Consider the following 13,322-nt stretch of genomic DNA (forward strand, 5'->3'; position numbering starts at 1 on the left):
CACAGTCGCGCGGGCGTTTTGCGCCTGCGCGACTGTTTTCTTTCGTCGCCGAATAAGCGTTGGTGAAAGCCTAGGACTCTCTTGCGTAGAGACGGTCATGCACCAGCATGCCGGCGATCATGGCGCAGACGAAGAGGATGACCGGGGTGAGCCCGAGGGCGAACGCCGATAGTGCCGGGCCGGGGCAGAAACCGGCAAGCCCCCAGCCCAGCCCGAAAATCGCCGATCCGAGGATAAGTGGCCGGTCGACACGGGTTTTGGCGGGAAGGCTGAAATTTTCGGCGAGGATCGGTCTGGCAAGCAAATGGCGCAGCAGCACACCCGGCACGGCAACCATGACCGCGCCGCCGAGAACGAACATCAGGCTCGGGTCCCAATCATCGCTCGCCACATCGAGAAAAGCTGAAACGCGGGCCGGATTGACCATGCCGGAGAGCGACAGGCCAAAACCGAACAGCGCTCCTGCAACCAATGCCAGCGCAACGCGCGCCACGGCGAAGTTTTTCATGACAGGGCCCCCGTTATCGTCGCGGCGCAAATGCCGGTGATCAGGAATGTCGCGGTTGCTGCGATGGAACGCCGGGAAAACCGCGCCAGCCCCATGATACCGTGGCCGGAGGTGCAGCCGGAGCCCATGCGTGTGCCGAAACCCACCAGCAGGCCGGCAATGATGATCAGCGGCCACGGTGCGATTATGGTTACTATGGGAAGCCCGCCGAAGGCGGCGGCGTAAAGATAGGGCCCGGCCAGTAGACCGGCGACAAATGCGAGATCGGCGAGACGCCTCTCCCTGCCGAGAACCCTGCCCATGATGCCGCTGATGCCAGCGATGCGGCCGTTGAACAGAAACAGCAGAATGCTTGCAAGACCCAGCATCATGCCGCCGAAAAGCGGGGGCCAATAAGGGCTCACGGGGTTTCCTCCGGTGCACAGAATATGGCGTAGAGGGCCTCGATAAGCTGGGCCGCTTTCGTCTCGCCCATCCGGTAGAATATCTGCTTGGCTTCGCGCCGGGTTTCGACCACACCGGCTTCCCGCAGCACGCCGAGCTGCTGGGAAAGCGTGGGCTGGTGAATATCGAGCTTCGTTTCCAGCTCGCCGACGGAAAATTCCTCCTGTGCCAGCGTGCAGGCAAGCATCAGCCGGGCGGGATGGGCAAGCGTCTTCAAAAGCAGAGCAACTTCGACAGCACGTTCTTCCATGGCGGGCAGGGGAATCTCGCTCATCCGCAGGGCCTGTTCTCCCAGGTCGTGCTTCACCATGTGCTGCCCTCCAGCCCATCGAGCGGGAATTTAAGATAGCGCTTACCGTTTGCCTCCGGTTCCGGCAGGCGGCCGCCACGAATATTGACCTGCAGGGCGTGCAGAATGAGCTTGGGCATCGGCAGGCCACGGTCCCGCGCTTCGCGCAAGCGGATGAATCCCTCTTCCGTCATGTCGGCCAGATGCGGGTTGCTACGTTTCTGTTCGCCGACCGTGCTTTCCCATTTCGGGGCGCGGCCGCCGGGCTGGTAGTCATGACCGGTGAAAAGCCGCGTTTCATCGGGAAGGGCGAGGATAGCTTGAATCGACGCCCAGAGTTCTCTGGCGCTGCCGCCCGGAAAATCGGCGCGCGCGGTGCCGGAATCCGGCATGAAAAGCGTATCGTGCACAAAGGCTGCGTCGCCCACCACATAGGTGACGGAGGCCAGTGTGTGGCCGGGGGAAAACAGCACGCGGACATCGAGCGAGCCAATGGTGAACCGGTCACCTGCTTCGAGCAGCCGGTCCCACTGGGACCCGTCGGTTTCCAGTTCAGGCCAGTTGTATTTCTCCTGCCAGAGTTTCTGTACGCCCGTCACTTTTGCGCCGATAGCGGTCTGGGCGCCGGTTTTCTGCTTCAGATAATGGGCTGCGGAAAAATGATCGGCATGTGGGTGCGTATCGAGAATCCATTCGACCGACAGGCCCTGACTTTCGACATAGGCCAGAATGGCATCGGCATTCATCGTGTCCGTCGCGCCGGACTTCTCATCGAAATCATAGACCGGGTCGATGATGGCGCAACGCCCGGTCGCGGGGTCGGAAACGACATATTGCACGCTCCATGTGCGCGGGTCGAAGAAGGCCTTGACCTGCGGCAATGCCGCCGCTCGTCGCTGCAGCCAGCGAACGGCGCCGGACAGGTCGAAACCATGTGTGGTGCCAAAAGCCTCGATTTGATCCTGCCCGATGCGCCCGTCCAGCGCTTCCCCCAGCACATAGAGCGTGAGTGCACGGGTGCCGCCCTTGCAATGGGCGAAGACGGGACCGTCCGCCTCCACCATCGCCTGCTGGAAGGCGCGAATATCGGCTTCGGTCATGGTCGGGCCGGTAACCGGAATGAAGCTATATGCCAGACCAGCCGTGCCGGCGGCGCTTTTTTCCCGCATGTTGCCGGGTTGGTCGTGGTCTTCCCCGTCCGGCCGGGCGTTGATGATGCTTTTATACCCTTGAGCGGAGAGCGAGGAAAAATCGGCGATCTCCGGCTGGCCGGCCACGGTCAGGCGCCCATCGATCTTGACGGCATTCATCGGCATCTCCTGTTTTTCTCAATTAATATACGTTATAATATAATGTATATTGTTTGGCTGCAAGGGCGAAAGATTTCTTTTCGGAATGTCTGCGCCGTGTCGGCTGGCGTTAGATGCTGATTGGCCGAATGATATTTGCTGCTACGGTTGCTGCCAGCAGGAGGCATGATAACCGGTCGCGAATACGCCCGGGCCTTGCAATGTGGCGGGTGTTTGCTAACATGCCAGACAAGTTTGAAACAGGTGGGCTGGAATGGACGTTGAGAGCAGCACGAAGCAGGGGGTATCGCTCGCGGCGAAAATCAGTTCGGCCCTGCGGCGGGATCTGTCGGAGGGTGTGTTCCGGCCCGGCGACCGTCTTCCGAGCGAAAGCGAGCTGACGCGAGAATATTCCGTCAGCCGAACCGTGGTGCGCGAGGCCATCGCCATTCTGCGCGCCGACGGCCTTGTTGAAGCCCGCAAGGGTGCGGGGGTCTTCGCCGTGGAGGTGAAGCCGGCCAAGGAAGTGCCTTTCAACGATCTGGCTGTCGGGCGGATTTCCTCGGTAATCGAATTGCTGGAACTGCGGACCGTCTTCGAGGTCGAATCCGCCGGGCTTGCGGCATCGCGCCGTTCCGCCGTGCAGGTGGAGGCGATCGTTGACGCGCATCGGCGGGTCGGGGACTGTCTCGCCGCCGGATTGCCGACGCGGGATGCCGATTTCGAGTTTCATCTGGCGATCGCGCAGGCGACGCAGAACAGGCGTTTTCCCGAGTTCCTTCAACTGATCCGCTCCGGCATCATTCCCCGCGGCGAATTGCAGGGCGCTGCGCCCGGATCGCGTCCGAAGGACTATAACCTTCATCTGCAGGAGGAGCACGCCAGGATCGTCGATGCCATCATAGAAGGCGATGCGGATGCCGCGCGCCAACATATGGCGGCGCATCTGCGGGGCAGCCTTGAGCGCTATAAGGTGCTCCTGCGCTCCCGCACGGCGGCTGAATAAGACGGAAAGGGATTTTGCCCCAATGATTTATGCGCTGGCCCGCCGATAAAGGGCAAGAGAGGCGGCCAGCACCAGAAGCGCGCCACCGCATATCCGGTCAAGCCACAGGGCTCCGGATTGGCGCAACATCCTGACGGCCTGTGCGCCGAGCAGGGCGTATGCGAACATCACGATGAAATCGATCCCGGCAAAGACCAGCGCAAGCGCCGTATATTGCGGCACCTGCGGCGCGAGGGCGTCGATGAATTGCGGCAGGAAAGCAGAAAAGAACAGATATCCCTTGGGATTGGTTGCCGCCACGAGAAAGCTCTTGAGGAAAATCGAGCTTGCGGATGTGGCTTCACCCGTGTCTGCCGGCTGCATCGCGCTGTCGAGCGTGCCTCCGGAGCGCAAAAGCATGACGCCGAGAAAGGCAAGATAACAGGCGCCCGCCCATTTGACGATGCCGAACCAGAATTCCGAGGCGGCGAGCAAGGCTCCCAGCCCCAATGCGACAGCGCCGATCAAAACGAAATCGGAGAGAACAGCGCCGGCCATGCCGGTGAGCGCGCGCCTGACGCCGAACCTCGAACCGTTTGCGAGTGCCAGCAAGACGGTAGGGCCGGGCGTCGCTATGCCGATAAAAGCGACGGCGGCAAATGCCAGAAGTGTCATGTCCGCCATTTCGCTCTCCCCCCGGAGGCCTGAGATGTTACCGGCAACGGCTTCAGACCTCGCATCTTTTCGAAGCGGAGAATACAGGCTTTTGCGGTTGCGGCAACGTGGGCGATTTATTTTCCGGCAAACGAAAAAAGCCTGAGCCCGTGGTTGAAGTTTCCGCCCGTGCGCCGTTTCGGGAGCCGTCGGCTCCATCGATTTTGCCGGCTCGCGCTTGACAGCTTTCAACACCTGTGACAACTTGCGAATAGTTGTCAGACAGGATTGTGCCTTCATCACTTGCGCAGTCGATCTCTGGCAAGGGAGGAATCATGTCAAAAAGACGCCTTTCGCTTTATGGCCTGTCCGGCCAGATCGGAAGTATTGCCGTTACGCTGCTTGGGTTGCTGCTGCTGACCTTTTTTATCGGCCGCCTGATGCCCGCCGATCCCGTGCGGGCGATCGTCGGCGAGGATGCGACCCGCGAAACCTATGAACAGGTCTATCATGCGCTCGGCTTCGACCGACCGCTCTGGCAGCAGTTCATCTATTATCTCGGCGATGTGTTCACCGGCGATTTCGGGACCTCGATCCGCACCGGCCGCCCGGTCATCGAGGATATCATCCGGGTCATGCCGGCGACGATGGAACTTGCGACCTTTGCGATCCTGATCGGTGCCGGCCTCGGCATTCCCATGGGCGTTTATGCCGCCGTCAACAAGGACCGCTGGCAGGATCATCTGGTGCGGGTGCTGAGCCTGTTCGGCCATTCCATGCCGATCTTCTGGACCGGCATGATCGCGCTGATCGTTTTTTACGCCCATCTCGGCCTTGTCGGCGGCGGTGGCCGCATGGATCAGTTCTATATCGGTCTGGTTGAGGAGCGGACGGGCTTCCTGCTCATCGACAGCCTGCTGGCCGGAGACATGGAGGTCTTCTGGTCGGCCATCAACCACCTCATCCTTCCCGCCGCTTTGCTCGGTTATTCCTCCTCGGCCTACATCACCCGCATGACGCGCAGCTTCATGCTGGATCAGCTGGGACAGGAATATGTGACGACCGCGCGCGTCAAGGGCCTGTCGCAGCGGCAGACGGTGTGGCTGCATGCCTTTGGCAATATCCGCGTGCAGCTCGTCACCATCATCGCTCTTGCCTATGGCTCGTTGCTCGAAGGCGCGGTGCTGATCGAGACTGTCTTCGCCTGGCCGGGTTTCGGGCAATATCTCACCAGCAATCTTATCATCGGCGACATGAATGCCGTGATGACCTGCGTTTTGATCGTCGGCGTCATCTTCATCGGGCTCAATCTCCTGTCCGACATTCTCTACCGCTTTTTCGATCCGAGGACCCGCTGATGACGGCTCGCGCAGAAACCTCCTTCCGCCTTCCGGTGCCCTTGAACGCGCTGAAGAACATCATCGTCTTCCTGCTGAAAAGCCCGACTTCGGCCTTCGGCCTGGCTGTCCTGCTGCTCCTCGTCATCGCCGCGATTTTCGCGCCCTGGCTTGCGACGCACGACCCCTACGCGCAGGATCTCGCCAATACGCTGCAGGCGCCCGGCAACGGCCATGTCTTCGGCACGGATGAGCTGGGCCGCGATATCTACAGCCGCCTTCTCTGGGGCGCGCGCATCACGCTCACCATCATCTCGCTGGTCTCGATCATCGTCGGTCCCGTCGGCCTTCTTGTCGGCACGGCTTCCGGTTATCTCGGTGGCAAGTTCGATACGGTGATGATGCGCATCACCGATATCTTCCTGTCGTTCCCGAGCCTCATCCTGTCGCTCGCTTTCGTGGCGGCGCTTGGGCCGAGCCTCAACAATGCGATCATCGCCATTGCGCTCACCTCGTGGCCACCGATTGCGCGTCTTGCCCGCGCCGAAGCTATGACGTTTCGGAAAGCGGATTACATTGCCGCCGCACGGCTTCAGGGCGCCTCGCCACTGCGCATCATCGTCAAGTCGATCATGCCCATGTGTCTGCCCTCGGTCCTCATCCGCCTGACGCTGAACATGGCGACCGTCATTCTCACCGCCGCCGGCCTCGGTTTCCTCGGTCTCGGTGCGCAGCCGCCGCTGCCGGAATGGGGGGCGATGATCGCCACGGGACGGCGCTACATGCTGGATAGCTGGTGGCTCGTCACCTTCCCCGGCATCGCGATCCTCTCCGTCAGCCTCGCCTTCAATCTTTTAGGCGATGGCCTGCGGGATGCGCTCGATCCGAAGCAGATGAACCGGAGATAAGACCATGGAAAAACCAATCCTTGACGTCGAAAATCTTCGCATCCGCTATGGCGGCTCGCCCACTGAAGCGGTGCGCGGCATCTCCTTTACCCTTGGCCGGGAACGGCTCGGCATTGTCGGCGAAAGCGGTTCGGGAAAATCCACCGTCGGCCGCGCGCTGTTGCGCCTTTTGCCTTCGGCGACGATCACCGCCGACAGGCTGGATTTCGATGGCCTCGATCTTCTCTCCCTCGATGAGAAGGAGATGCTGAAGGTTCGCGGCCGGCGCATGTCGATGATCCTTCAGGACCCGAAATTTTCCCTCAACCCCATCCGCCGGGTCGGCGATCAGGTGACGGAGACCTATCTGCGCCACTTCAAGGCGTCGAAATCGGAGGCTCGGGAAAAGGCGCTCGCCATGCTGGATGCGGTGAAGATCCGCGATGCTGCGCGCGTCTATGAGCAATATCCGCATGAAATCTCGGGTGGCATGGGCCAGCGCGTCATGATCGCCATGATGCTGCTCGCCGATCCCGATCTTGTCATTGCCGACGAACCGACCTCAGCGCTTGATGTGACGGTGCGGTTGCAGGTGCTGAATATTCTCGACGGTCTGGTGCGTGATCGTGGCATCGGCCTCATCATGATCAGTCACGACCTCAACCTCGTGCGCAATTTCTGTGACCGGGTTCTCATCATGTATGCCGGCCGGGTGGTGGAAACGCTGGCCGCCCGTGATCTCGATCAGGCGCAGCATCCCTATACGCGCGGCCTTCTGGCGGCACAGCCACGCATCGGTGGCTCGCGCGCGCCGCTTGCGGTGCTGGATCGCCGTCCCGAATGGCTGGAGGAGAACGTATAATGGCCGTTTCCGTTGAAACCCGCGATCTTTCCATCACCTTCGGCAGCGGCCATACGGCACTGAAAGTGCTGCCCTCCGTCTCCTTCAAGGTGGAGCCTGGCGAATGTTTCGGGCTGGTCGGCGAAAGCGGTTCGGGCAAATCCACCGTGCTTCGTTGCGTTTCCATGCTCAACGATTTCTGGACCGGCGACATCCTCATCGACGGCAGGTCGGTACGTGACATGCCGCTGATCGAGCGGTGCCGGATGCTGCAAATGGTGTTTCAGGACCCCTACGGGTCGCTGCATCCCCGCCAGTCGGTGCGCACCGTGCTTTCGGAATCGCTCGCGATTCACAAGCTCGGCGACCGTGAAGAGCGCATGCGCAAGGTCATCACCGATGTCGGCCTGCCCGTCTCCTTTCTCGACCGTTTCCCGCATCAGCTTTCCGGCGGCCAGCGACAGCGTGTGGCGATTGCGAGAGCGCTGATCCTCGAACCGTCGCTGCTGCTGCTCGATGAGCCGACCTCGGCGCTCGATGTCTCGGTGCAGGCGGAAATCCTCAACCTTTTGCAGCGGCTGCGGGAAGAGCGCGGCTTCACCTATATCATGGTGACGCATGATCTCGCTGTGGTCGATCACATGTGCGACCGTTTCGCCGTGATGCTGCGCGGCGAAATCACCGAAATCCTGCCGCGCGAGGCCATCGCCGGCAATGGCGCGACGCATCCCTATGCCCGCGAACTGATCGGCGCCTCACTGGAATATGAAGGCGCGTGACGGCTCCCAAAACGTGACCGTCCTCCTCCGGGGCGTCACGGATAACAACATCCTCCTTCCTTGCCCGGCCTCCCTGCCGGGCATTTTTTTTGGGGTGGCCGAAAATAGAAAAGACCGGTGGTGATCGGGTCTTGGGCTGCTGATAAACAGAGCCTCTCCTCCGTCATGCCGGACTTGATCCGGCATCCAGCCAGCCCAAGTCTTTGGGCTGAAAGGACTCTTTCCGCCGTGCAGACGCACGTCGGCTGGATTCCGGCTCAAGGCCGGAATGACGGAAGCGATATGTTTGCCCGTCGGAGCAGTTCCTCGCGGTCTTGCCGCAAACAAAAAGGCGCGGGTGTTAGCCGCGCCTTTTCCTGATTAACCGCTGTGTCGGACGATTACCGCTCCTTGCTCACCTCTTCAAACCGCGAAAGCCAGGGACTGACGATCATGCCCTTGATATCGCTGCGGAAGGCGGCGGTGTCGATGACCTCGGAGAAGGGCTGAATGGACATGACGATCTCGTCCATATAGCCCTGCAGATCCTCATAAAGCTTCGTCTGTTTCGCCACGTCACGCTCGACCAGCGCTTCCTCGATCATCTTGTTCAGCTTCTCATCGAAGAAGCTGGTGCGCCAGCTCTGGTAATTGGTGAGCTTGGCGTCATCGGCATTGTTGGGGTTATAGGCGATGGAGCGCAGGTTGTTGTCCGGATGCGGCTGCTGGCCACCGCCACCGCGCCCGAGCAGCAGTTCGAAATTCCGCTCGCGCATGGCGCCATAGATCTGGTCGCCGGAGCCGCTGATCAGTTCGGCCTGAATGCCGGCCTGCGCCAGCGTGTTCTGGATCGCCGTCGCCGCCTTCATGAAGGGATCTTCCGAAAGTACGCGCAGCGTCGTTTTGAAACCGTTGGGATAACCGGCCTCAGCCAGAAGCGCCTTGGCTTTTTCGATATCGAGCTTGTAGCCCTGATCCGGCAGCGCGCCCATGACGCCGGTGCTGAGAGAACGCTGATGCAGCTTGCCGTAATAGGGCATGACCGCCTTGTCGAGACCGTCGTAATCGATCAGGTAACGCAGGGCCTCGCGCACCTTCTTGTTGGCGAATTTCTCATCTTTCATCGAAACGCTGAGGTAATAAAAACCGGAGCCGGGTGTGGATTCGATGGTGACGGCCTTGTCGGCCTCAAGCGATTTCAGATCGGGGGCCTGCAGGGAATAGGCAACGTCGATATCGCCTTTTTCCAGCATCAGGCGCTGCGACTGCGATTCCGGCAGATGACGCATCAGGATGCGCTTCATCTTGGCCTTCTCACCCCAATAATCGTCGTTGCGGGTGAGGATGATATATTCGTTGGACTTCCATTGCGTCAGCTTGAAGGGGCCGGAGCCGGCGGAATTCAGCGTCAGCCACGCGCCGCCCAGATCGCTGTCCTTCTCGTTCTCAAGCGCGGTCTTGCTGTCGATGATCGAGCCGGGACCGTTCTGCGCAAGGATCATCAGGAGAAGGTTGGGGTCGTCGGGCTTCGGAATATTCAGCACGAAGGTCTGGTCGTTTTCGGCGACGAACAGCTTGTCGGCTTCCTCCAGCTTGAAACCACGGGTTTTCAGGAAGGAGGATTGCGCCAGGTTGCGGGCGAGCAGGCGTTTCAGGCTCCACGCCACGTCCTTTGCCGTCACGGCATTGCCGGAGGCGAATTTGGCATCGCCGCGCAGGTGGAAGCGGATCGATTTGCGGTCTTCGGCAATTTCCCAACGTTCCGCGAGGCGAGGCTGAACGCTGCGATCCTCAGGCGAAAGCACGACCAGCGTGTCATAGACGTTGTTTAGGACCTGCACGGTCTCGCGGCCGGTGATGGCGGCGGGATCGAGGGTGAGGATGTTGCTCATGGTTGTGGCGACGATGAGCTGGTCTTTCGGCGTTTCAGCGAAAACACTGAGCGGCATCGCGCCGATCAGCAATGCGCCAAGCGCTGCGGTTGCAAGAAAATGTTTCATTTTTCCTCCCAATACGGCCGGTTCATACGGCCTTTCCACGTTTTGATCGGCGCGCCCGGTTCCTCCTCGGGCGTCGCAGATCAGCCAAGAATCTCTCTGACCGGTGCTGCGAGCGCCCGGCCGATTGCCTCCGTTGCCGGCGCGTCCAGATGCACGCCATCCACCGGTGAAGCGCTGGCAACCGATCCGGCATCAAAGAAGGCATGACCGAGTTCGGCAGCGAGTTTGCGGTAAAGCGGCGCAAGCCTGAGCGATTGGCCGATGTCCCGCCCACCCGCTGGTTCTCCGCCGGGGCCTGCGACGCAGGGCGGCGGTGCGACGATCAGCAGTTTCGGTACGGCCTCGCGCGGCTTGTAGATAAAGGTTTCGACAATCTGGGCCAGCCGCCGCATGCCGGAAACTGCGGCTTCCGCCCGCCCGCCATGCACCGGCTTGATATCGTTCGTGCCCAGCATGATGATAACGAGATCAAGTGGCATGTGGCAGGACAGCGCGACTTCAAGCGCCCGCGCGCCATTGCGGCAGGCCGGACCGGCATGGTCGTCGTAGCAGGTGGTGCGCCCGCCAAGCCCTTCCGGGTGAACTTTCACCTTTCCGGCAAACTCGGCCTCCAGAACCTCCGGCCAGCGGTGTTCGGCCGCGTGCCGCAGACCCGTTGCCGGGTCCGCGCCCCAGGTGAGGCTGTCTCCGAAGGCGAGCACCGTTTTCATCGCCGTTACCTCACCCGGTTGTTGTCGATGAAGGTGAAATCGATGTCCTCGCCAAGGCCCGGCCGGTCAGGGACATGCACGAAGCCGTCGCGATCCATCGGGTCGGACAGCGATTTCAGATAATCGTGGCCGTCATCATATTCGAGGAAGGGGTGCAACAGGCCGCGCTCATACCAGCGGCAATTCTTGGTGGCGGCAACAACGTGCAGGTTCATGGCCGTGTTGCCATGCACCTCGCATTCCATGCCAAAGGCTTCGGCCAGATGCATGGTCTTCAGCGCCGGAGTAATGCCACCGACATCGTTAACGCCGGTGCGCAGAATATCGCAGGCGCCGGCCTTGATCCATTCGGCGCGGTGCCAATGCTTGCCGGCCGCACTTTCCGGGCCGACGACCGGAATATCGAGATTGTCGGAAAGCCATTTATAGGAAGACAGCGACTGTTCATCCATCGGCTCCTCGATCCAATCGAAACCGAGTTTTTCAAGGCCACGACCCAGCGCCAGCGCATCGGTGCGGGAGTACCAGTGGAAGGCGTCGATCATCAGGCGAATATCGGGGCCAACCGCCTCGCGAACGGCGGCGCAGGCCTTGAGGTCCATCTTCACATCCGGCGCCCAGCTGACCGGCGGCATCCAGGTGTGCAGCTTGATGCCCTTGTAACCGCGCTTCACCAGCGTTTCGGCAAAACGACCGTAATCTTCCGGCGTCGCCAGCCCGCCTTCCAGCTCGTCACCGCACATGATGGAGCCATAGGCCAGCACCTTGTCGCGATAACCGCCGATCAACTTGTATACAGGTTGGTTGAGCGAGCGGCCGGCAAGGTCCCACAGCGCGCAGTCCACCACCGCCAGCGTGCGGTCGGTCAGCTGCGCGGCCGAGCCGCGCTGCCAGTGGGCAAGGTCCTGCCACAGCCGTTCCCGGTCGCGATGGTCCTCGCCGATCAGGACTTTCTTGACGAATTTTTCGATGACATGCGGGCGAACGATCTCCGGCGCGGTGAAGGAGTGGCCTTCCTGCCCATCTTCGGTGCGGATGGTCAGCATGGCCTGTTCCACCTGATGCGCCGGCCCCGGATGTGCATGACCCGCACTGTCCGAGTGCCGACGGGTCGTCGTGCGGAAAACACGGACCTCGACGTCGGTGATGATCATAATTCCTCCCTCATGCAGGTGTCTCGGCGTTTGTGATTGCCGCAATGTCATACATGTATGCATTATTTGTCAACATGTATGATAATCTGTATTACATGTTTGTAGGTAAAATCAAGATCATTTGCCGGAAAGAGGGATATGGCTTGTGGGCCTGACGGGAGCTGGAGTGGAGTAGTGGCTGCCCGTGCGGAAAAGGAAAGGAGAGCAGGCAGTGGCGGATCGACGAAAAAATCCATAATTTTAGTAGACTATTAAATCGCGCAACGATCTTTCAACAATCGCCGGGACTATAAAAGAACATGCCGTGCCAGCTGCGGCCGTCATCGTGCATTCTTCGGGAACTATGTGTGGCGCAGAACGGATAGCCGTAACCGCGCCGCCTGAGCCTCGTCTGTCGTCAACCGTCATTTCCGGATGCACACCATGCCCGTTTCGCATATTTCCCATTTCGCCTTCCTTGTCCCCGGTAATTACCGGGATGATGATCCCTTTCAGGGCCTGGAAGAAACGTTGCAGCTTTTCGAAGCCGGCGAGGCGCTGGGTTATCACAGCGCCTGGGTTCGACAGCGCCATCTGGAAAGGGGCGTTTCCTCGGCGGCCACTTTTCTTGCGGCGGCATCGCAGCGCACGAAGAGGATCGGGCTAGGCACCGCCGTCATTCAGCTTGGTTACGAAAATCCGTTCAGGCTGGCTGAAGATCTCGCCACGGTGGATGTGCTCTCGCGTGGGCGGCTGAATGTCGGGGTTTCCGTGGGCGCACCGCCCTTCGCCCACCTTATTTCGGATTATGTCGATCAGGCTCCCGATGCAGATTACAGCCACGCCCGTGCGGAGAAGCTCGCGAGAGCGTTGCGATCGGAGCCGTTGTCCAGCGAGACGGAGGCGGGCAATGCGGCCGGTCAGCAGGTGCCGCGCCTTCGGCCCGTCGCCGAGGGGCTGACGGACCGGTTATGGTATGGCGGGGGATCGCAGAATTCCGCCCGCTGGGCCGGCAAGGCAGGCTTCAATCTTCTGACTGGCAATATCGTCAGCGGCGAAAATACCGATGATTTTCTGACCGCGCAGGCGGCGCTGGTCAGCCGCTTCCGGCAGGAATGGGCGCATGAGCGCCAGCCGCGTGTCGCGCTTGGCCGCGTGATTCTGCCGACGGATAGCGCCAGCCCCGCGACCCGCCGCCGTTATCAGGAATTCGCCGCCGAGCGCGATAAGCGCACGCATGCACCGCATGGCGCGCGCCGCACGCTTTTCCTGCCGGACATCGTTGGCACGACTGAGGAGATTCTGGAGACGCTGTCGCGTGATCCCGTGCTGCCACAAGTCTCGGAATTCCGTCTGGAATTGCCCTATGAGTTCCAGCCGGAAGACTACCGCCAGATCGTCACGGATTTCGCCTCCGTCCTGCCGCAGCTTTCCGGCGGGCGGCCCGTTTTGAAAGTGGCGACGGGGCAATAATATGTCCCGTTCCC

General features: G+C 60.8%; 14 protein-coding genes. 6 read left to right on the forward strand and 8 right to left on the reverse strand.

The window, feature by feature from the left end; genetic code table 11:
• Nucleotides 1–70: 70 nt before the first annotated feature.
• The 4 genes from N434_RS11400 to blh are packed head-to-tail and all read right to left on the reverse strand — an operon-like array spanning nucleotide 71 to nucleotide 2,551.
• A complete protein-coding gene (locus N434_RS11400) occupies nucleotides 71–508 on the reverse strand; it encodes a YeeE/YedE family protein (RefSeq protein ID WP_110757810.1) in 438 nt (145 codons plus the stop codon).
• A complete protein-coding gene (locus tag N434_RS11405) occupies nucleotides 505–912 on the reverse strand; it encodes a YeeE/YedE family protein (protein ID WP_110757811.1) in 408 nt (135 codons plus the stop codon). Before N434_RS11405 ends, N434_RS11400 begins: the two co-directional genes overlap by 4 nt.
• Nucleotides 909–1,262, reverse strand: coding sequence for a sulfite-sensing transcriptional repressor BigR (gene bigR / locus N434_RS11410; RefSeq protein WP_110757813.1), 354 nt, complete (start codon nucleotides 1,260–1,262; stop codon nucleotides 909–911). The genes N434_RS11405 and bigR overlap by 4 nt, the downstream gene beginning before the upstream one ends.
• Complete coding sequence (blh, locus tag N434_RS11415; RefSeq protein ID WP_110758008.1) at nucleotides 1,256–2,551, reverse strand: bifunctional sulfur transferase/dioxygenase Blh; 1,296 nt, start codon at nucleotides 2,549–2,551, stop codon at nucleotides 1,256–1,258. The genes bigR and blh overlap by 7 nt, the downstream gene beginning before the upstream one ends.
• A 253-nt stretch (nucleotides 2,552–2,804) precedes the next feature.
• Here blh and N434_RS11420 point away from each other — a divergent pair, with 253 nt between their 5' ends.
• Nucleotides 2,805–3,536, forward strand: a complete 732-nt coding sequence (locus N434_RS11420; RefSeq protein WP_065118095.1) for a FadR/GntR family transcriptional regulator — start codon at nucleotides 2,805–2,807, stop codon at nucleotides 3,534–3,536.
• Nucleotides 3,537–3,563: 27 nt separating this feature from the next.
• On the opposite strand, the gene N434_RS11425 is transcribed toward N434_RS11420, so the two are convergent.
• Entirely contained in the window at nucleotides 3,564–4,199 is a 636-nt protein-coding gene (locus N434_RS11425; protein ID WP_110757814.1) for a LysE family translocator, read from the reverse strand.
• A 305-nt stretch (nucleotides 4,200–4,504) separates the two neighbouring features.
• Here N434_RS11425 and N434_RS11430 point away from each other — a divergent pair, with 305 nt between their 5' ends.
• Genes N434_RS11430 through N434_RS11445 form a run of 4 tightly spaced genes read left to right on the forward strand, consistent with a single transcriptional unit; the run spans nucleotide 4,505 to nucleotide 8,013 of the window.
• Nucleotides 4,505–5,527 carry an ABC transporter permease gene (locus N434_RS11430; RefSeq protein WP_006315059.1) on the forward strand — a complete coding sequence of 341 codons (1,023 nt, stop codon included), beginning with the start codon at nucleotides 4,505–4,507 and terminating at the stop codon, nucleotides 5,525–5,527.
• Nucleotides 5,527–6,414 carry an ABC transporter permease gene (locus tag N434_RS11435; protein WP_065118097.1) on the forward strand — a complete coding sequence of 296 codons (888 nt, stop codon included), beginning with the start codon at nucleotides 5,527–5,529 and terminating at the stop codon, nucleotides 6,412–6,414. The genes N434_RS11430 and N434_RS11435 overlap by 1 nt, the downstream gene beginning before the upstream one ends.
• Nucleotides 6,415–6,418: 4 nt before the next feature.
• Nucleotides 6,419–7,255 (forward strand): ABC transporter ATP-binding protein, encoded by an 837-nt coding sequence (locus N434_RS11440; protein ID WP_065118098.1) that lies wholly within the window; start codon nucleotides 6,419–6,421, stop codon nucleotides 7,253–7,255.
• A complete protein-coding gene (locus N434_RS11445; protein WP_110757816.1) occupies nucleotides 7,255–8,013 on the forward strand; it encodes an ABC transporter ATP-binding protein in 759 nt (252 codons plus the stop codon). The genes N434_RS11440 and N434_RS11445 overlap by 1 nt, the downstream gene beginning before the upstream one ends.
• A 380-nt stretch (nucleotides 8,014–8,393) precedes the next feature.
• On the opposite strand, the gene N434_RS11450 is transcribed toward N434_RS11445, so the two are convergent.
• The 3 genes from N434_RS11450 to N434_RS11460 all read right to left on the reverse strand — a co-directional run bounded on the left by N434_RS11450 (nucleotide 8,394) and on the right by N434_RS11460 (nucleotide 11,856).
• A complete protein-coding gene (locus N434_RS11450) occupies nucleotides 8,394–9,992 on the reverse strand; it encodes an ABC transporter substrate-binding protein (protein WP_110757818.1) in 1,599 nt (532 codons plus the stop codon).
• Between the two features lie 80 nt (nucleotides 9,993–10,072).
• Entirely contained in the window at nucleotides 10,073–10,702 is a 630-nt protein-coding gene (locus N434_RS11455; protein WP_110757820.1) for an SGNH/GDSL hydrolase family protein, read from the reverse strand.
• Nucleotides 10,703–10,707: 5 nt separating this feature from the next.
• Entirely contained in the window at nucleotides 10,708–11,856 is a 1,149-nt protein-coding gene (locus N434_RS11460) for a mandelate racemase family protein (protein WP_035221218.1), read from the reverse strand.
• A 423-nt stretch (nucleotides 11,857–12,279) separates the two neighbouring features.
• Between N434_RS11460 and N434_RS11465 the strand changes: the two genes are divergently transcribed.
• Nucleotides 12,280–13,308: an LLM class flavin-dependent oxidoreductase gene (locus N434_RS11465; protein WP_110758009.1), complete on the forward strand. Its 1,029-nt coding sequence runs from the start codon at nucleotides 12,280–12,282 to the stop codon at nucleotides 13,306–13,308.
• The last annotated feature ends 14 nt before the right edge of the window (nucleotides 13,309–13,322 follow it).

The organism is Rhizobium sp. UGM030330-04, from assembly GCF_003208455.1.
Classification (GTDB): domain Bacteria; phylum Pseudomonadota; class Alphaproteobacteria; order Rhizobiales; family Rhizobiaceae; genus Agrobacterium; species Agrobacterium rhizogenes_A.